Source organism: Aquimonas sp., from assembly GCF_044377145.1.
In the GTDB taxonomy this organism is placed as follows: domain Bacteria; phylum Pseudomonadota; class Gammaproteobacteria; order Xanthomonadales; family Xanthomonadaceae; genus Aquimonas.
The window spans coordinates 1-18,616 of record NZ_JBILJQ010000091.1; the positions used below are offsets into that span (position 1 = coordinate 1).

The 18,616-nt window shown below is 65.2% G+C and carries 13 protein-coding genes and 1 pseudogene; 7 read left to right on the plus strand and 7 right to left on the minus strand.

What is annotated here, in order from left to right; genetic code table 11:
• The 6 genes and pseudogenes from ACIQ7H_RS19540 to acs form a co-directional block, all read right to left on the minus strand.
• Window positions 1-145, minus strand: a pseudogene (locus ACIQ7H_RS19540) (IS5/IS1182 family transposase); the annotation flags it as partial.
• A 218-nt stretch (window positions 146-363) separates the two neighbouring features.
• Window positions 364-2,397 (minus strand): S9 family peptidase, encoded by a 2,034-nt coding sequence (locus ACIQ7H_RS19545; protein WP_395794676.1) that lies wholly within the window; start codon window positions 2,395-2,397, stop codon window positions 364-366.
• 70 nt (window positions 2,398-2,467) lie between these two features.
• Entirely contained in the window at window positions 2,468-4,498 is a 2,031-nt protein-coding gene (locus ACIQ7H_RS19550; RefSeq protein ID WP_395794678.1) for a HEAT repeat domain-containing protein, read from the minus strand.
• 23 nt (window positions 4,499-4,521) lie between these two features.
• Window positions 4,522-5,001 (minus strand): Cys-tRNA(Pro) deacylase, encoded by a 480-nt coding sequence (gene ybaK, locus ACIQ7H_RS19555; RefSeq protein WP_395794680.1) that lies wholly within the window; start codon window positions 4,999-5,001, stop codon window positions 4,522-4,524.
• Window positions 5,002-5,394: 393 nt separating this feature from the next.
• The gene (locus ACIQ7H_RS19560) at window positions 5,395-6,066 is read right to left on the minus strand and encodes a LuxR C-terminal-related transcriptional regulator (RefSeq protein WP_395794700.1); all 672 of its coding nucleotides are present in this window, start codon (window positions 6,064-6,066) and stop codon (window positions 5,395-5,397) included.
• A 95-nt stretch (window positions 6,067-6,161) separates the two neighbouring features.
• Window positions 6,162-8,120, minus strand: a complete 1,959-nt coding sequence (acs, locus tag ACIQ7H_RS19565) for an acetate--CoA ligase (RefSeq protein WP_395794682.1) — start codon at window positions 8,118-8,120, stop codon at window positions 6,162-6,164.
• Window positions 8,121-8,361: 241 nt separating this feature from the next.
• Here acs and ACIQ7H_RS19570 point away from each other — a divergent pair, with 241 nt between their 5' ends.
• From ACIQ7H_RS19570 to ACIQ7H_RS19585, 4 genes are all read left to right on the plus strand, one after another.
• Window positions 8,362-9,693 carry a DcaP family trimeric outer membrane transporter gene (locus tag ACIQ7H_RS19570; RefSeq protein ID WP_395794684.1) on the plus strand — a complete coding sequence of 444 codons (1,332 nt, stop codon included), beginning with the start codon at window positions 8,362-8,364 and terminating at the stop codon, window positions 9,691-9,693.
• 72 nt (window positions 9,694-9,765) lie between these two features.
• Window positions 9,766-10,026, plus strand: a complete 261-nt coding sequence (locus ACIQ7H_RS19575; protein WP_395794686.1) for a DUF4212 domain-containing protein — start codon at window positions 9,766-9,768, stop codon at window positions 10,024-10,026.
• 11 nt (window positions 10,027-10,037) lie between these two features.
• Complete coding sequence (locus ACIQ7H_RS19580; protein ID WP_395794688.1) at window positions 10,038-11,810, plus strand: sodium:solute symporter family protein; 1,773 nt, start codon at window positions 10,038-10,040, stop codon at window positions 11,808-11,810.
• Between the two features lie 164 nt (window positions 11,811-11,974).
• The gene (locus tag ACIQ7H_RS19585; RefSeq protein ID WP_395794690.1) at window positions 11,975-12,493 is read left to right on the plus strand and encodes a hypothetical protein; all 519 of its coding nucleotides are present in this window, start codon (window positions 11,975-11,977) and stop codon (window positions 12,491-12,493) included.
• A 99-nt stretch (window positions 12,494-12,592) separates the two neighbouring features.
• Here ACIQ7H_RS19585 and ACIQ7H_RS19590 read toward each other — a convergent pair whose 3' ends face one another.
• Complete coding sequence (locus ACIQ7H_RS19590; RefSeq protein WP_395794692.1) at window positions 12,593-12,892, minus strand: hypothetical protein; 300 nt, start codon at window positions 12,890-12,892, stop codon at window positions 12,593-12,595.
• 241 nt (window positions 12,893-13,133) lie between these two features.
• Here ACIQ7H_RS19590 and ACIQ7H_RS19595 point away from each other — a divergent pair, with 241 nt between their 5' ends.
• From ACIQ7H_RS19595 to ACIQ7H_RS19605, 3 genes are all read left to right on the plus strand, one after another.
• Entirely contained in the window at window positions 13,134-16,100 is a 2,967-nt protein-coding gene (locus ACIQ7H_RS19595) for a WD40/YVTN/BNR-like repeat-containing protein (protein ID WP_395794694.1), read from the plus strand.
• A gap of 60 nt (window positions 16,101-16,160) precedes the next feature.
• On the plus strand, window positions 16,161-16,775 hold the full coding sequence (locus tag ACIQ7H_RS19600; RefSeq protein WP_395794696.1) for a hypothetical protein: 615 nt from the start codon (window positions 16,161-16,163) through the stop codon (window positions 16,773-16,775).
• 755 nt (window positions 16,776-17,530) lie between these two features.
• Window positions 17,531-18,556 (plus strand): SIR2 family protein, encoded by a 1,026-nt coding sequence (locus ACIQ7H_RS19605; RefSeq protein WP_395794698.1) that lies wholly within the window; start codon window positions 17,531-17,533, stop codon window positions 18,554-18,556.
• Window positions 18,557-18,616 lie beyond the last annotated feature (60 nt).

Below are 18,616 nucleotides of genomic sequence, written 5' to 3' on the forward strand. Positions count from 1 at the left end.
TGCCGCTCTTGGGGTAGTGTTCTTCGATCAACACCAGCAGAGCCTTCCAAGGCACCACCTGCTCCATCTCTGCAAGGAATTTTTCGCGACGAGTCTGCTTCTTCTTCGCGGTGTAGGCCAGGGAGTCGAAGGTGGTCTGCTTCATCGGCTGAGCATTCTGCGAGTGGTGGGATATGGTAGCTGTCGAGACGGATAAGTCAGAGCTTCCCTAGCAAGCCCCTGCCTGATACTTCCGCAAAAGCATGGCCCTTAGGTCAGTACGCGGTAGGGCGCGTAGACTCGCTGGCTGTTTTAACAGAAAACTTCGTTCAGTTTCTGGGAACATCGCCGGCGGGTGCACCCCGCCGGCGAAGATGCTCAGCCCTACTCCCCCAACCCCCCATGCTCCTCAAACCACCCCTTCACCTGCTGATACCAGAACACCGAGTTCTGCGGCTTCAGCACCCAGTGGTTCTCGTTCGGGAAGTACACATAGCGCGTCGGTACCCCCTTCATCAACAAGGTCTGGTACAGCTCGACACCGTGGTTCACCGGTACGCGCTGGTCGAGTTGGCCGTGTACCACCAGGGTCGGGGTTTTGAAGTTGGCGGCGTGGTAGTGCGGTGAGGTCTTTTCGATCATCGCGCGGTTTTCTTCTTCCCAGAAGCCGCCGAAGCGCGGCATCTCAACCGCGAAGTCGGCGCCATATTGGGTGTAGAGGTTGTAGACCGCCGCATGCGCGACCAGGGCGCGGAACGGGTGTTCGCGGCCGAGGATCAGGCTGGTCAGGTAGCCGCCGTAGCTGCCGCCGCCGGCGACCATGCGCTCGGAGTCGATCCACGGCTGCTGCGCGAACCACTCGGCGGCCTTGATCACGTCCTCATAGGGCTTGTCGGCCCAGTTCGGGTTGATCGAGTCGGCGAAATCCTGGCCGAAGCCGGAGCTGCCGTGGAAGTTCGGCCAGGCGGTGACATAGCCCCAGCTGCCGAACACCTGCGCGTTCCAGCGGAACGCCATGCCATTGGTGATCGCGTTGTGCGGTCCGCCGTGGATCAGCATGAAGAAGGGGTACTTCTTCGTCTTGTCGAAGCCGGGCGGATAGTTCACCCACATCTGGATCTCGCGGCCGTCGGCGCCGGCATAGGTCACTGACTCGTAGGTGCCGAAATCGGTGTCGGCGAGCAGGGCCTGGTTGAGGTTGGACAGCTCGCGGGTGGCGCCACGGCGGAGGTCGACTTCGACCAGGGTTGGCGGCTCGATAAAGCTCTGGCGCAGGCCCATCAGCCGGCCCGACTTCGACAGCGCCAGGCTGCCGACCGATTCGATGCCTGTCAGTGCGCGCGGGGCGCCGCTCAGCGGCAGCTCGTAGACGCGCTCGGTGCCGGCGTCGTCGATCGCCGCGAACAGGCGCTTGCCGTCGGCCGCCCACAGCGCGCCGCTGATGCTGCGGTCGAACTCGGTGAACAACTCGCGCGCCTCGCCGCTGCGGCGGTCGATCAGCATCAGCCGGCCGCGGTCGGCGTAGAAGCCCTTGATGCGCTGCTGGCTGAAGCTCAGGTAGCGGCCGTCCGGACTGTAGGCCGGGGAGCCATCACCGGCCGGATTGTCGGCGGTGCGGTTCTGCGCTTCGCTGGCGCCGATGGCGACGGTGAACACGTCGCTGTTGTTGGTATTGGGCGCGGGGTCGGAGTCGGCGACAAAGGCGAGCTCGCCGCCGTCCGGCGACAGCGCGAACAGGCCGTCGGTGCCCTGCACCGAAGCACGCGGCAGGCTCAGGCCGGTCGGCTGGGTCAGCGCCTGCACCTCGCCGCCGGCGCTGGGCACGGCGAATACGTGGAACTCGCGCTCATCCAGAATCTGGTCCCAGGCGCTGATCGAGCCGTCAAACACGCGCCCGCTCATCTTGCTGGCGGTGCGTTCCTCCAGCCGCTTGCCCTGCTCGGCCAGTGGCAGGTCGGCGAACACGCGCGACACGAAGGCCAGACGTGTTCCGTCGGCGAACCATTTCGGGCTCTGCACACCGGTGGCCAGCGTGGTCAGGCGGGTGGCTTCGCCGCCGTCGACCGGCATCACGTACAGCTGCGGCGCCTTGTCGTCCTCGCGCTGGGCGACAAAGGCGAGCAGGCGTCCGTTCGGGCTGAACGCCGGTGCGCCCTCGCTGCTGGTGTGGGTGGTGAAGCGGCGCTGGCCGCTGCCGTCGGCATTCCACAGCCACAGATCGGTATAGCCCTTGTCTTCGGCCATTTCGAAGCGCGTCACCGGCGCCACGATCAGGCTGCCATCGGCCGAAATAGCCGGCGCGCCGATCCGCTGGATCTGCCAGCTGCGTTCGGCGCCGAAGGGTTGTTTGATGGTGGGCTGGGCCAGCGCGGGCAGGGCAGCGGCCAGCAGGCCGAGGGTGAGCAGATGTCGAAGCATCGAGGGTTCTCCACGGTCGGAAAGCTCGATGCTGGTGTGCGAGGGCGATGCGATCAAGTGCCATGCGCCGTCAAGGCGTAGGTGTGTCCTCGACGGGCGGCGGGTCGAGACACGGCGCCATCCGCATGCTGCCGTCGGCAGAGATCAGCAGCGTGCCGCGGCCGTAGGTGTTGACCAGGATCTCGCCCGTGTCGACCGGCCAGGAGCTGTTCGGCGCGCCGGGCAGCTGCAGCCAGGGCTCGGCGGTCCACTCGCCTCTGCCGGATTGGCGCAGGCGGTACACGACGCCTTCGTTGGATCCCATGTGCGCAAGACCGACCAGCGCGATCGTCTGCGGGCCGAGGCGATAGATGTCTTCCACGTTGCGCCCCAGCACGCCCTGCTTGCGGCCATCGTCGGCCGCGAAGATCAGCTCGCCGCCCCACTCTCCGCGGTTGGCGCCCAGCAACCAGCCGCCGGCGACGCGCAGGGCGAGATCGGGCGTGTGCTGCGGGACCTCGACCGGGAGCCGGCTGGGCCGCCAGTCGGGATTCACCCCGGGCGGTAGCGGCGGTGGAGGCGGTACGTATTCCTCGACGAGATCGCCGCGGTAGGAGAGTTTCTGCAGCTGGGCTGCGTGGGTGCGTTTGTAGAGCTTTTCGCCCTGGGGTTGATCGACTGCCCGCGCTGTCGGTGTCTCGCACGCGGGCAGGTCATCGGGCAGGCGAATCAACCCGTCAGCGTGATCGGTGTCGCTTGCACGGCGGGGCGGGTCCATCGGCGTCGGCAGCAGCGCCAGCGCGCGCGACGCGGCTTCGCGCACGGGCGGATACCAGTACTCATCCGCGGCCACGCGCAGCTGCTGCTGGGAGGCGAGGTCGCGCATCACGCCCAATGCGTCCGCCGCGTGCATGGCTCGCAGCGCATCACTGCCGTCTGCAAGCCAGCGGTGGAGATGCTCGCGCACCGGCGAAGCTTCCTCCGGTGGCGTGATGTAGCCCAGCACAGTGATGGCGGGTAGCGCGAGATCCTGTTCGGGTGACTGGGTCAGTTCGAGCAGCTTCGGAATTGCAGCCTTGGATTGATGCCCTGCACGCGCGAGTTGCTTGATCAACCAACCGAAGGACCATCCATCCAAGCGGCTGATGACGGCCTGCGTCGCCGTCGGGGTGCCCAGCCCGGCGAGGACGGCGAGGATCTGGTGCGATCGCTCGGGCTTTGCCGAGAGAAGTGCGATCAACTCAAGCTCCGCCGGTGCAGCGTCGCTCCCGAGGGCCATGATCATGCGAATCAAGCCCAGCTCAGTGTCGTTGCCAAACGTTGTGCGCCCGGCGCGTTCGGTCAGGGGTTGCGCGGCAGCCCGGCGTTCCGGCCCGAGCTGCTCAAGCACAGCGGCCAGCTTGAAGAGAGCAGTGGATTCGCAGGTGTCGTGGCAGTCGCTGGCTTGGAGCACTGCTTCAACGGTGCCGGGTCCAAACACGGCCAGCGCTGACAACAAGGCGTCGAACGCATTGCGTTCTTTGCCCTTGAGAAGGCGCTTCAGCGTCTGCCGCGCAGCGGCCTTAGGCTCGAAGTAGCTCAGTAGTTCCAGAGCCGCAGCTTCGCCACCCGATAACCGATCGAGCACCTCGTCCAGACAACCCATGCCGAGGAGGGCGCTCGCTGCAGCGGATGCGCCGTTGTGCGCGGTTCCGGAAACGCGCGCGGCATTGGCATCGGGCGCAGCGTCCGCGTCCAGCGCTGCAGACACTTCCAGCTCCGCGAGCAGCGCCTGCTCTTCGGGCGTGCAGATGTTGGTGGCTGACGCAGTAGAGGCGAGCAGAGCCAGCGCCAAGCCGAGCAGCGTGGAGCTCCTCACTCCCGCGCGGCGGGCCAGGTGTTCTTGAAGAAACTGGATGGGTCCGATCGCGCTCTTTGTAGGAGCCTGCTTGCAGGCGACCGCAGCGTGCGCCCTGCACCCACCCTGCGGGTCGCGAGCGAGCCCGCTCCTACAAACAGCCGGCCTACGCGCGGGCGACGGTGATAGATCTCGGGTCGAGAGCTCTGCTTCTTGGGGGCGCGGACGGAGAACGATAGAGAGGCTCATGGCGGGGCTCAGACAGGAACAGATCGATACCGCCACGCTACCCGCCGCTCCCCCGCTTGTCAGCCAGCGGCCGCGATCTGCGCCACCGTCGCGCCGAGCACCCGCACGATTTCCTGCGGCGCAAGTTCCACCTGCAGGCCGCGCTGGCCGCCGTTGCAGTAGACCGTGGCGTGTTCGAGCGCGCTGGCGTCGATTGCCACCGGCACGCGCTTCTTCTGGCCGAACGGGCTGATGCCGCCGACGTGGTAGCCGGTGATGCGTTCGGCCTGGGTCACCGCCAGCAGGGTCGCGTGTTTGCCGCCGAGCGTGGCGGCGAGCTTCTTCATGCTGAGCTCGTGGTCGGCGGGCAGGATCGCGCAGGCGGGTTTGCCGTCGAGCTCGATCATCAGGGTCTTGAACATGCGCGCCGCGGCGATGCCGAGCGCGGCGGCGGCGGCCTGGCCGATGTTGTCGGCGGCGGGGTCGTAGTCGTAGCTGTGCAGCCGATAGGCGACGCGCGCGCCATCAAGCATGCGGGTGGCCGGGGTGGCGCGACTCATGGGCGAGGGTTCTCGAAGTTCCGGGCAGGATGCACATAGGGTGGGTCTTGACCCACCGAAAGCTCAACGGTCGGCCCGCGCATCGTGAGGGCGAGGAGCGGTGGGTCGAGACCCACCCTATGGGCCCGCGTAGCGCGGGGGTGAGGAGCGGTGGTCGAGATCCGCGCGATCGGCTCCTCGGCGGGGCTTCCCGACAGCGCGCGCATAGGGTGGGTCTTGACCCACCATGGCCTCGCGTCCCGTGGAGATTGACAACCGATGGATCGGTTTGCCGTGCCAATCGCGTTGGCTCGCGTAGCGCGGGGGCGAGGAGCGGTGGGTCGAGACCCACCCTATGGGCGCTGCAAAAACGCGGATGGGGTGGGTCTTGACCCACCGCATCTGGCGACCGCGCTAGTCGTCCTCGTCATGCGGCAGCTGCGGGGCGCGGCCGTCGACGGTGAGTTTGGCGGCCAGCAGCACGGCCTGGGTGCGCGAGTGGGCGCCGAGCTTGCGCAGGATCGCGGTCATGTGGGCCTTGATGGTGGCCTCGCTGACGTTCAACTCGTAGGCGATCTGCTTGTTGAGCAGGCCGTTGCAGACCATCGACAGCACGCGGTACTGCTGCGGGGTCAGTTCGGCGATGCGCGCGGCGAGTGCTTCTTCTTCGGGATCGAGCGAGAACGCCGAGCCGCCGACGCCGGGCGGCAGCCAGGTGTCGCCGTCGAGCACGGCGTGAATCGCGCGGGCGATCTGTTCGACATCGGCCGACTTCGGAATGAAGCCCGAGGCGCCATGGCCCAGCGCGCGTCGCATCAGCGCCGGGTCTTCGCGGGCGGAAACGATCAGGATCGGCAGGGTCGGAAACGCGCCACGCAGATGCACCAGGGCCGAGAAGCCGTGCGCGCCGGGCATGTTGAGATCGAGCAGCAGCAGTTCGGCGCGTGGATGCCGCAAGGCCAGCTCGGTCAGGCTGTCGACCGAGTCGGCTTCCAGCAGGCGGGCATCCGGGAGGATTTGCGCCACCGTGCGACGCAGGGCGTCGCGGAACAGCGGGTGGTCGTCGGCAATCAGGATGTCGCGCATGTAGGGCGGGGCCTCAGCCGCGGGCTCGACGGTACCGGAAGGGTGCCGCAAGCCATCACGTTCGTCCATGCCCGTGCTGTCGATGACGGCGACGCCTACTTGAGGAACCGCTCGCGAACCAGGTTCTCGACCACGCTCGGATCCGCCAGGGTCGAGGTGTCGCCGAGCTGGTCCGGCTGGTTCTCGGCGATCTTGCGCAGGATGCGACGCATGATCTTGCCCGAGCGGGTCTTCGGCAGGCCGGGCGCCCACTGGATGAAATCCGGGGTTGCGATCGGGCCGATCTCCTTGCGCACCCACAGCGCGAGTTCCTTGCGCAGTTCCTCGCTCGGCGCTTCGCCGGCATTGAGGGTCACGTAGGCGTAGATGCCCTGGCCCTTGATGTCGTGCGGGCAGCCGACCACGGCGGCCTCGGCGACCTTCGGGTGCGCGACCAGGGCGCTTTCGACTTCGGCTGTGCCCATGCGGTGGCCTGACACGTTGATCACGTCGTCGACGCGGCCGGTGATCCAGTAGTAGCCATCGGCATCGCGACGCGCGCCGTCACCGGTGAAATAGGTGCCGGGGAAGGTCTTGAAATAGGTATCGATGAAGCGCTGGTGGTCGCCGAACACGGTGCGCATCTGGCCCGGCCAGGAGTCGAGCAGGACCAGATTGCCCTCGGTCGCGCCTTCAAGCACGCGGCCTTCGCCATCGACGATTGCAGGACGCACGCCGAAGAAGGGCAGGGTGGCCGAGCCCGGCTTCTGCGGGATCGCGCCGGGCAGGGGCGTGATCAGAATGCCGCCGGTCTCGGTCTGCCACCAGGTGTCGACGATCGGGCAGCGGGTTTCACCGACCACGCGGTAGTACCACTCCCAGGCTTCGGGGTTGATCGGTTCGCCGACCGAACCGAGCAGACGGATGCTGGAGCGCGAGGTGCGCTTGACCGGCTCCTCGCCCTCGCGCATCAGCGAACGGATGGCGGTCGGCGCGGTGTAGAACAGGGTCACCTGGTGCTTGTCGCAGACATCCCAGAACCGGCTGACCGTCGGGTAGTTTGGAATGCCCTCGAACATCAGGCTGGTGGCGCCATTGGCGAGCGGGCCGTAGACCACATAGCTGTGGCCGGTGACCCAGCCGACGTCGGCGGTGCACCAGAACACGTCGTCCTCGCGCACGTCGAACACGGCTTCGTGGGTCAGGCTGGCGTAGGTCAGGTAGCCGCCGGTGGTGTGCAGCACGCCTTTGGGCTGGCCGGTGCTGCCGGAGGTGTAGAGGATGAACAGCGGGTCTTCCGCATTCATGCGCTCTGGCTCGCAGGTGTCGGGCTGGCCGTCGACCAGCACGTCGTACCAGCGGTCACGCGGGCTCTGCATGTCGATCGCGCCGCCGGTGCGGCGCACTACCACCACGGTTTCGACACAGCTGGTGCTGGGCTGTTTGAGCGCGGCATCGACATTGGCCTTGAGCGGAACATGCTTGCCGCCGCGCAGGCCCTCGTCGCAGGTGATCACCACGCGGCTGCCGCAGTCGGCGATGCGCCCGGCCAGCGCATCCGGCGAGAAGCCGCCGAACACGATCGAGTGCACCGCGCCGATCCGGGCGCAGGCCAGCATCGCGACCGCGGCTTCGGGAATCATCGGCAGGTACAGGGTGACGCGATCGCCGCGCTTCACCCCGAGATTGCGTAGCGCGTTGGCGAACCGGCACACGCGGCCGTGCAGATCGCGGTAGCTCACATGCGCGGACTGAGCGGGATCGTCGCCTTCCCACAGGATCGCGGTCTTGTCGCCGCGGGTCGCCAGGTGGCGATCCAGGCAGTTCACGCTGACATTGAGCTCGCCGTCCTCGTACCAGCGGATGTGCAGGTCTTCGGACTTGAAGCTGACGTCCTTGATTTTTGTTGGCTGCTTGAACCAATCGAGGCGCTCGGCCATGCGTGCCCAGAAGCCGACATTGTCATCGAGCGACTCCTGGTACAGGCGCTGGTAGTCGGCCGGCGAATAGCGGGCGTCGCGGATGAACTCGGCTGAGGCGGCGTAAACATTGCCGGTGCTGGTTTCGTTCGACATCGGTTCTCTCCCGGGGGCGAAGCTGCGCAAGCGGGCGTGTGCACCGGATCAAGGTGTCTGCCGGCCGCTTGTTTGGTCGATTGAGTCTAGCTCCGCCAAACACCGTCCGCGCATCTGCGTCGACCATGGTCGAAGCTGGCTTGCCCGGGCTTGGGCGCGCCGGGCGCTTAGACCAACGTGCAATAGAATGTTGCAGTGCGGCGCAACCATGCTCCGCCCTAATCCCTGGGAGGGAATGCACATGTTCAAGAAAGAAATGTTCAAGAAGAGCGCCTTGGCGCTGACCATCGGCGGCCTGCTGCTGATGTCGGGTCCGGGCTTTGCGCAGACCGCGCGTGAGGCGGCGCTTGAAGCCCGCATCGCCGAGCTGGAGCGGCTGGTGGGTGAGTTGGCCCGGCAGCAGCAGGCTGCCGCTCCGGCGCCAGCAGCACCTGCCGCTCCGGCCCTGCCGGCAGGCGTACAGCCGATCCAGACCACCAGCGTGGTGCCAGGCGCCAACCCGGGCACGCGCTTTTCGTTCGGTGGCTTCATCAAGGCCAACAGCTCCTGGAGCGACTACAGCGACGGCAATCCCGCCGCCGGTACGGTTGCCCGCGACTTCTATCTGCCCGGTGCGATCCCGGTCGGCGGTGCGGGCGAGTCCGCGGTCTTCGATGCCCATGCCAAGCAGTCGCGCTTCTGGTTCGCCACAGACACCGTGCTCGACAACGGCAGCAAGCTGGGCTCGCGTATCGAGCTCGACTTCGCCGTGCCGACCGGCGGTGACGAGCGCAGTACCAACACCTACAACCCGGTGCTGCGCCGCGCCTATTTCACCTACGACAAGTGGCTGTTCGGTCAGGAATGGTCGAATTTCATGGAGCTCGGCGCCCTGCCCGAGACCACTGATTTCATCGGCGCCACCGAAGGCACGGTGTTCGTCCGCCAGCCGCAAATCCGCTACACCAGCGGTGCTTGGTCGGTGTCAGTTGAAAATCCTGAGACCGTGCTGACCCCGTTCGGTGGTGGCGCGAAAATCATCACCGACGACAACACCGTGCCCGACTTCACCGCGCGCTATGCCAATCGCGGCGACTGGGGCGTGTTCTCGGTGGCCGGTATCGTCCGCCAGCTGCGCTCGGAGACCGCGGCGGGTGGCGAAACCGCCACCGGTTACGGCGTAAGCGTGTCCAGCAAGCTGATGTTCGGCGCCAACGATCTGCGCCTGATGGCCACCGCCGGCTCGGGTATCGGCCGCTATGTCGGGGTGAACTTCTTCGATGACGCCGTGATTGAAGCCGACGGCAGCCTGGATCCGATCGACGTGGTCGCCGCCTACGCGGCCTGGCGTCAGGTCTGGGGCGGCACCTGGCGCTCCAACTTCATTGTCGGCTACACCTCGGCCGACAACGAGCGCGCGCTCACCGGCCTGAACGCGAATGCCGAGGCAACAAGCTTCCGCGCCAACCTGTTCTGGTCGCCGGCGCCGAAGATCGATATGGGCATCGAGCTGTCCACCGCCAAGCGTGAACTCGAACGTGGCACCAGCGGCACACAGAACCGCGTCGATTTCATGGCTCGCTACACGTTCTGAAACCGCCGCAGCACGGCATCCCGCCGCCCGCCCATGCGGGCGGCGGGCCGAACATCTACAGGGAGAACTCACATGACACTCAGCAAGACCGCCGCCGAATACTGGAAGGCGAATCTACGCATCATTTTCATCTGCATGGCGATCTGGGCACTGTGTTCGTTCGGTTTCGCGATCGTGCTGCGTCCCATGCTCTCCGGTATCGCCATCGGCGGCACCGACATCGGCTTCTGGTTCGCGCAGCAGGGCTCGATCTTCGTGTTCATCGCGCTGATCTTCTTCTACACCTGGTTCATGAATCGCCTCGACCGTGAATACGGCGTGGACGAGCAATAAGGAGTCCCACCATGAGCCAGTTTGCAATCAACCTGCTTTTCGTCGGCGGATCGTTCGCCCTCTACATCGTCATCGCCATCTGGGCGCGCGCCGGATCGACCTCCGAGTTCTACGCGGCCGGTCGCGGCGTCAACCCGATCGTCAACGGCATGGCCACCGCGGCCGACTGGATGTCGGCAGCTTCTTTCATCTCGATGGCGGGCCTGATCGCCTTTGTCGGCTACGGCAACTCGACCTATCTGATGGGCTGGACCGGTGGCTACGTGCTGCTTGCACTGTTGCTTGCGCCCTACCTGAGAAAGTTCGGGCGCTTCACGGTGCCGGACTTCATTGGCGACCGCTTCTACAGCCGCACTGCGCGCCTGGTTGCGGTGGCGAGCCTCCTCATCATGTCGATCACCTATGTCATCGGCCAGATGACCGGCGCCGGCGTGGCGTTTTCGCGCTTCCTTGAGGTCGATACCAACACCGGCCTGATCATCGCAGCGGCGGTGGTGTTCGTGTACGCGGTGCTCGGCGGCATGAAGGGCATTACCTACACCCAGGTCGCGCAGTACGTGGTGCTGATCATCGCCTACACCATCCCGGCGGTGTTCATCTCGCTGCAGCTCACCGGCAATCCGCTGCCCCAGCTCGGCCTGTTCTCGACCCACACCGAATCCGGCATCCCGCTGCTGGCGAAGCTCGACCAGGTGATGGTGGAGTTGGGCTTCAACGACTACACCGGAAACCACGGTTCGACCTTGAACATGGTGCTGTTCACCCTGTCGCTGATGGTTGGTACCGCCGGCCTGCCGCACGTGATCATCCGCTTCTTCACCGTGCCCAAGGTGTCGGATGCCCGCAAGTCGGCCGGCTGGGCTCTGGTGTTCATCGCCCTGCTCTACACGGTTGCTCCTGCGGTCGGTTCGATGGCGCGCCTCAACATCTTCACCACCATCTACCCGGAAGGCACCTCGGCGCAGTCGGTTGAGTTCGAGTCGCGTCCGGATTGGATGCGCAACTGGGAAAAGACCGGCCTGCTGAAGTTTGAAGACAAGAACGGCGACGGCCGCATCCAGTACTACAACGAAGCGAATCCCGCGTTTGCCGCCACCGCCACCGAGCGCGGCTGGAAGGGCAACGAAATGGTCACCTTCAACCAGGACATCCTGGTGTTGGCCAACCCGGAAATCGCGCAGTTGCCGGGCTGGGTGGTGGGTCTGATCGCCGCGGGCGGTCTGGCCGCGGCCTTGTCCACGGCGGCAGGTCTGCTGCTGGCGATTTCGTCCGCCATCAGCCATGACCTGATCAAGTCCACCTTCAAGCCGGATATATCCGAGAAGGGGGAATTGCTCGCCGCACGCGTGTCGATGGGCTTCGCGATCGCGCTCGCCACCTGGCTGGGCATGAATCCGCCCGGGTTCGCGGCGCAAACCGTGGCCTTGGCCTTCGGCTTGGCAGCGTCCTCGCTGTTCCCGGCGATCATGATGGGCATCTTCTCGAAGAGGATGAATTCGACCGGCGCCATCGTCGGCATGCTGGTGGGCCTGGGCTCGACCTGCCTGTACATCTTCACCTACCTCGGCTGGTTCTTTATCCCCGGCACCAACTCGCTGGAGAACGTGCCCGCCAACTGGCTGTTCGGCATCTCGCCGCTGTCCTTCGGTGCGGTCGGCGCGCTGCTCAACTTCGTCGCTGCCTACATCGTTCTGGCCGTGACCAAGCCGGCGCCGGTCGAGATCCAGGAGCTGGTGGAAAGCATCCGCGTACCGCGCGGTGCGTCCGGTGCCATCCACCACTGATTGATCTGCTGCAGCTGTGACACCGCGGCCTGCTTCCGGAGTTCCGGGGCAGGCCGCGCTGCTTTTGGGCGGCTGAGAGGACTTGCGTCGCCGGCTGCGCTGAACTACCTATGCATATCGCCGCGGCGGTCGTGCTGCTGCGGATTCACGTCAAGGATTGCCCCATGTTGCTGGAACTATTCGCCGCACTGGTTGCCGGCGTCGGACTCGCCGGCCTGGTGATGGGCCTGCGCTTGCTGAGCGGGAAACGCCTGCCGGGCTGGATCGTGCCGGCCGCCGCGGGCCTGGGCATGCTGGCCTACTCGGTCTGGTCAGAATACTCATGGTTCGACCGTGCCTCGGGCGCGCTGCCGCCACAGGTGGTGGTGGCGTCCACCCACGCCGAGCAGGCCTGGTATCGGCCGTGGACCTATCTGGTGCCGCAGATCAGCCGCGCGATCGCGGTGGATCGCCGCCTGAGCAAACGCAATGACGCGCTGCCTGGCCAGGTGCTGACCTCGGTGCTGCTGATGGCCCGCTGGGAGCCGGATCGCCGTTTCGGCGTGGTGTTTGACTGCACCAACCACCGCCGAGCCGACCTGATGGACGAGGTCGTGATCGCCGACGATGGCTCATTCGCGGGTGCCGAATGGATTCAGCTGCAGCCGGATGACCCGGTGATGCGCACCGCCTGCGAGGGCTGAGCGACAACGTGCTCTGCATCTGAGTGGGCTGCGTGGACATCGATGCCAGCAGCGCTCAATCGATCACAGCAGCGCTTGCAGGGTGACTGCGATTACCGCTCACGCGCCAGGCGCAGCGGACTCCGGTTCGCTCGCGGCGGCCTGTCCGCTCGCGGCAGCCTGACTACGCTTGGCTTCGGCCTGCGCACGCAGGCGTGCGAGCTCTTCCGGGCCGAGCAGGGTGCCGATGTTCTGCGAGCGGCTTTCGATGCGCGCCTGCATCAAGGCGAGGGTGGCCCAGACCATCGATGCCAGAGCGACCAGCAGGCCAAGCCCGCCCCAGAACAGCGAATGGGTGCGGAAGACGATGACGAAGCAGAAGAACGACAGGGCGTACAGCGCCCACGGCAGCCAGGGCATGGCGAGCTCCTTGCGGATTCAGAGGGGAGCGCTTGGCAGCGCACGGGAAACCGGCGCAGTGTAGTTGGCCCAGCGGCGCTTGCGTTGCCCATCTGTCGGTGGCCTGTACACCTTTGGCGGAACCGATGGCGGGTTTTGCCGCAGAATTCCGTATCGCATCCAGTGAACCTGATCGAGTGAACCCGGCCGCAGCATCGCCGTCGATCCACCGCTGCGCCGCCTCTTGCCCTGGAGCTACACCATGAAGCTTGCCCCCTTCGCCGCCGTCGTCGCCTTGAGCTTGTGCGCCGCGCCGATCCTCACGCTCGCCGGCCCCGGTGTCTGGACCGGCAGCGGGCCCTACGGCGGCCAGATCTTCGATGTGATCGTGCATCCGACCACGCCCAGCATTGTCTACGCCTCGACCAAGGGCGGCATCTACCGCAGCGTCGACAACGCCGGCAGCTGGCAGCGGATCGAGAACGGTATCGATGGCGGCACCTCGTTCGACGCGATGCTGACCCTCGACCGCGAAGCACCGGCCACGCTGTGGGCCACCGACTACGGCAGCCGGCTGTTCCGCAGCATTGATGGCGGCGACAACTGGGCGCCGACCGGCTGGACCGCGCCGCCTTTGGTCGCCATCCGCGCGATCAGCGATGCCACCGGCAACAGCGGGACGCTCTTCGTCGCCCTGAGCAACGGCCAACTGCTGCGCAGCACGGACAACGGCACCAGCTTCAGCCCGGTGGCATTGACCCTGCCCGCCGGCGCCTATGTGGAGCGGCTGCGTACCAGCGCCAGCCGGCCGAACGAAATCGTCGCCGCCATCGCCAACAGGGGAATCGATCCGATCCTGCCAGGCGCGACCATCGCCCTGCATCGCAGCCTCGACAACGGTCTCAGCTGGAGCCCGCTGCTGGATCCGGGCCAACCGGGCTTCGATACTGATTTCGACTTCGGGCCCGGTTCACGTCTGTACGCCTTGATCAACGGCCAGCTGCGGCGCAGCGACGACAACGGTGCGACCTGGGTCATCACCACTCTGTTCGGCGACCGCGTGCGCGCGCATCCGAGCGTGGCCGATACGGTCTTCATTGGCGACGCCCAGAGCGCCGGCAATACCAACCTGCAGCGCAGCACCGATGCCGGCCTCAGCGCGGTTGCGCTGGCCACCGGGCTGTTCCCGAATCCGAGTTATGGATCGACCGCGGCGGTGTCGAACATCGTGCTGCATCCGCAGTACCCGGCGGTGTCGCGGATCTACGTGGCCAGCATCAACGGCGGGCTGTTCCTCAGCAACGACAACGGTGCGAGTTTCAGTACCGCCCACGAGGGCATCGCCGGGGTCAATGTGCGTGCACTGCAGGTGCTGCCGAACCCGGCCTTTGCTGCCGCCAACCGCATCATCTTTGCTGGCTATGGCGATCCTTCCACCATCTCGCCGGCGCTGTACCGCAGCAACTCCGCAGGCGCGACCTGGGCGAGCTCCAGCAGCGGCCTGCGCGCGCAGAACATCCGCAGCATCAGCATCGACCCGACCACGGTCGGCACCGGCGCGATCAGCCTGGCCAGCACGGTGATCTATGCCTCGGGCCTGAGCTCGCAGCACCCGACCCTGCGCAACGCCGGCCTGTACAAGAGCACCAACGGCGGCGCCAGCTGGGCCAATATCGAGGCCGGCCTGCCGACCCAAGGCAGCCCTGCCTCGACCTTCCTCGGCACCGTGCGCAGCATCGTGCTCGACCCGCGCTCCTGCGCCGCGCCGCCGGTCAGCGGCCCCTGCACCAGCGGGCCGCTGCAGACCGTGTTCGCCACCGCCAATGGTTTTCGCCAGAACGTTGTCGGCGGCGACGGCATCAGCCGGCCGACCGTCAGCCACAGCATCATCAAGTCAACCACGGCCGGCGGGCTGTGGGCAGCGGCCGATGCCGGCCTGCCGGCGCCGCAGCTCGGGCCCGTGCAGGGCGTAGCGCCGAACCAGTTCCAGTTCATCAACGCCCAAGTCGTTCCGGTGCCCCTGGTGCTGAACCCGCAGAACCCGCAGATCGCCTACGTCGGCACCTTCCTGAGCAGCAATCAAGACCCGTCAGTCGCGCCGCCGACGATCGCCAGCGGCGTATTCAAGACGGTCAACGGTGGTGCCAGCTGGACCCAGGCCAGCACCGGCCTGCCACGCTATCCCGGCAGCACCGACACCGCCTTCGACGTGCTCGCGCTGGCGATCCACCCGACCAGCCCGGACACACTGTGGACGACAGCGGTGAACCTGCGCGATTCAAGCAACCCGCGGCAGGGCTTCATCTACAAGACCACCAACGGCGGCGCGAGCTGGACGGCGGCCTCCACCGGCATCAGCACCGATGCCGACATCCGCGCGCTGATCGTCGATGCCGGCAACCCCGATGTGCTGTACGCCGCCGGCGCGGGCTCGCTGGCCAACCCCGGCGCGGTGTTCAAGAGCGAGGACGGCGGCGCCAGCTGGCGCACGCTCAGCATCGGCCTGCCGGCAGATGCCGCACTCGCCCTGCATATCGATCCGTTCAACCCGAACATCCTCTACGCCGGCACCAATGCGGCGGTGTGGCAGCTGGAGCAGGTGCCGGATGAAGACCTCGATGGCGCGCCCGACCAGACCGAAAGCAATGCGCCCAACGGCGGTGACGGCAATGGTGATGCCCAGCCGGATGCTCTGCAGGGGAATGTCGGTTCCTCGATCGTGCTGTTGAACGGCGCCAACCGGGCGACGCCGGAGCTCTATGTCGCCGGCTCATTCACGGCGGCCGTGGTCAGCGGCACCGGTGCCGGCTGCCAGCGCCTGGGCGATGTGCAGGGCGTGATCGCGGCGCGCAACGGCCGTGACTACGTGCCCGGCGGCGAAGGCCTGGGGCGCTTCTACGCTTATCCGCAGGATCTGGTGCGCTTCGAGCTGCGCGACTGCGCAGCCGCCACCGTCGACATCAGCTTCCATGCGCCGGGCCTGGACTTCGGCACCTACGGCTGGAGCCTGCGCATGTACGGGCCGTCCGAGCCCGGCAACGAACAGACCGTCGGCTGGCACGACATCAGCGCACTCGGCCAGCGCATCAATGCACGCACCTGGCGGGTGAATCTGCGCGCCAACAGTTTCGGCAGCTATCGCCCAGTGGGCGACGCCATCCTGTTCGTCGGCGGCCCGGCCCTGTTCGATGACCGCGTGTTCGCCAACGGATTCGAGGCCAGCAACTGATGTCGCGACCGCGCGCCGTTTGACGTATTCAGGTGATCGCCCACACAAGTCCCTGAGCCCATGAACAAGAAAGTCCTTGGCGGTTGCCTGATCGTTGCCGTGCTGGTGCTGCTGATCGGCGGCGGTGGCCTGTTCTGGTTCGTGCTGCGCCCTGCCTGGCAGGCCGGCAGCGCGCTGATGGACACCGCCCAGCAGTGGCAGCAGGTGGCCCAGCTGGAGGGCCAGGTGCGCAATCGCGCCCCATACAGTGGTGCCGAAGACGGCCGTCTGGGCCATTCCGAGGTCGAGCGCTTCGTGGCGGTGCAGCAGGCGATCGCCGACCGGCTGGGCGACCGCTGGACCCAGCTCGACCAGAAGTACCGCGAGCTCAAAGACCGCCAGCAGCAGGACGGCCGCGAGCCCGGCGTGCAGGACATGTTCGTCGCCTACGCCGATCTGTCGGCCCTGATCGTTGAAGCCAAACAGGCCCAGGTCGACGCACTGAACGCACAGGACATGTCGCTGGAAGAGTTCCGCTGGGTCCGCGCTCAGGCCTTCGCTTCGATCGGCCTCGCCATCAGCGACGAAACCCCCACCGCCCTCGCCGGCAGCGTGACCGCCGCCAACGCCGAACTTCTACGCCCCTACCGCGACCTGCTGACCCGCACCGCCGCCACCGGCTGGCTGGGTTTCTGATCGCGCGCGAGAGCCTGATTCCCCCGGAGCGGCAGCGCAGGGACGCGCTGCTGTTTCATCTTTGTGGGGTGAGCGGCGATCGCTTTGAGTGGACAGCATCGGCCAACGAGCCCGTTCACCAAGAGCTGCATTGCTAACGCAATCGCGGCCATGGTCAGGTCGAGCCTCGCGCTGTCCGAGGCGCGGGCACGTTCTGCACGCGTAGTACGAGTTCTGGCTCCAGCTCATCGGAGCAGGCGACACCCGCCCTTGCTCTAGACATTGGGCTGTGATTTCATCCATCCAACAACTAACCCGGTCTGACCGCTTCGACAAGAACGAAGGGGCGGCCGGGTGCAAAAGCCGCCGAAAGGCGGTTTTTGCGTATCTGGGGTCAGGAAACGAGGATGTGAGTGCCGATGACGCTGCGCAGCCAGCTCTAAGCCGAGGCGCTTGCCCAGTGCCTCGGGCGCAGCCATCACCGCTGGATTGAACTCGGTGTATGCCGGGCTTGGGGGGTGCCAGCCGAGCTTGCTGGCGCTCAGTCGGGCAGCCCCAGCGATGATGTGTGGTGAGTCTCGGCGGGCGCGCCGGCTAAGAGGGCGATGTGGCAAAACAAGAGGTGACCCCTGGATTGTTGCTATGCGACGATCAGCCGAATCGCATGGGGCCGGTGACGAGCGTTATGTAGCAGGCTTGACTCGACCAGGTCTCCTTGCCCAAGTGGTCCAAATTTGAAGCTCAAGTCCATGTCGAATACGGAGAAGTCAAAGGTAATGGACATTAAAGAGGCACTTGCAACAAAGTTCAAGTCGGCCGGTGCGGCTCCCTTTCTATTCATCGGGTCAGGATTTTCGCGCCGATATCTGGGCCTCGAGGACTGGGGTTCCCTGCTGCGGCGCTTCACCACTGGGCTCAAGGATTATGAGTTCTACTTTTCAAGTGCAAATGCTGATCTCCCAACAGTTGCAAAGCTAATTGCAGATGACTTTCATGATTTTTGGTGGTCCGCAGCCACCTACGCAGCATCCCGTGAGAAGAACAAACACAAAATCCGTGACAGAACGTCAGCTCTTAGACTGGAGATTTGCGCCTACCTCAACTCAATATCAGTGCCGGAGTTCAGCAAGTCACCATACGCTCAAGAGATTGCTGTCCTGTCTAGGCTCAATGTGGATGGAATTATAACGACTAACTGGGATTCTTTCCTTGAGAGCCTCTTTCCTGATTACAAGGTCTTTGTGGGTCAGGGTGAGCTACTAATTGCTAATCCTCAATCAATTGCGGAGATATACAAAATACATGGATCAGCTACGCGGCCGAGCACGCTGGTTCTTACACGAGAAGACTACGATCAGTTTGAACGTCAGAACGCATACCTGGCTGCGAAAATCATAACCTTATTCGTCGAGCACCCCATTGTATTCGTCGGCTACTCTCTATCGGACAGCAATATCCTCTCTTTGCTACGTTCGATTGTCGCCTGTCTAGGCAATGAGAGTATTCAAAAGCTTCGCGACAATTTAGTCTTCGTTGAAAGAGCGCAAGGCGAAGACCCGTCAATAGCAAGCACCTATTTGGCAATTGATAAGGCTCAGTTGCCGATTACATTGGTCAAGACCGACGAATTTGCTTCTGTCTATGAGGCGATTGACGCGGTGAGGCGAAAGGTGCCGGCGAGAATTCTAAGGCTTTGCAAAGAGCAACTCTATGAGCTGGTCAAGTCGTCTGATCCCGCAGCGGAACGCGTCAACCCCTTTGAGACAGCCTGTTCACCAGATAGCTGTCATTCGTTCTCCTGAGTGGCGGATTCGCTCATGCTTGCGATCTCGTTGCTTCCGAGTTCACTGGGCAGGGTCACG

Coding starts and splice junctions, on each gene's coding strand:
- acs (WP_395794682.1), bottom strand. CDS start 8,120: ATGTCGAACGAAACCAGCACCGGCAATGTTTACGCCGCCTCAGCCGAG.
- ACIQ7H_RS19580 (WP_395794688.1), top strand. CDS start 10,038: ATGAGCCAGTTTGCAATCAACCTGCTTTTCGTCGGCGGATCGTTCGCC.
- ACIQ7H_RS19600 (WP_395794696.1), top strand. CDS start 16,161: ATGAACAAGAAAGTCCTTGGCGGTTGCCTGATCGTTGCCGTGCTGGTG.
- ACIQ7H_RS19545 (WP_395794676.1), bottom strand. CDS start 2,397: ATGCTTCGACATCTGCTCACCCTCGGCCTGCTGGCCGCTGCCCTGCCC.
- ACIQ7H_RS19575 (WP_395794686.1), top strand. CDS start 9,766: ATGACACTCAGCAAGACCGCCGCCGAATACTGGAAGGCGAATCTACGC.
- ybaK (WP_395794680.1), bottom strand. CDS start 5,001: ATGAGTCGCGCCACCCCGGCCACCCGCATGCTTGATGGCGCGCGCGTC.
- ACIQ7H_RS19560 (WP_395794700.1), bottom strand. CDS start 6,066: ATGCGCGACATCCTGATTGCCGACGACCACCCGCTGTTCCGCGACGCC.
- ACIQ7H_RS19605 (WP_395794698.1), top strand. CDS start 17,531: ATGGACATTAAAGAGGCACTTGCAACAAAGTTCAAGTCGGCCGGTGCG.
- ACIQ7H_RS19590 (WP_395794692.1), bottom strand. CDS start 12,892: ATGCCCTGGCTGCCGTGGGCGCTGTACGCCCTGTCGTTCTTCTGCTTC.
- ACIQ7H_RS19570 (WP_395794684.1), top strand. CDS start 8,362: ATGTTCAAGAAAGAAATGTTCAAGAAGAGCGCCTTGGCGCTGACCATC.
- ACIQ7H_RS19595 (WP_395794694.1), top strand. CDS start 13,134: ATGAAGCTTGCCCCCTTCGCCGCCGTCGTCGCCTTGAGCTTGTGCGCC.
- ACIQ7H_RS19585 (WP_395794690.1), top strand. CDS start 11,975: ATGTTGCTGGAACTATTCGCCGCACTGGTTGCCGGCGTCGGACTCGCC.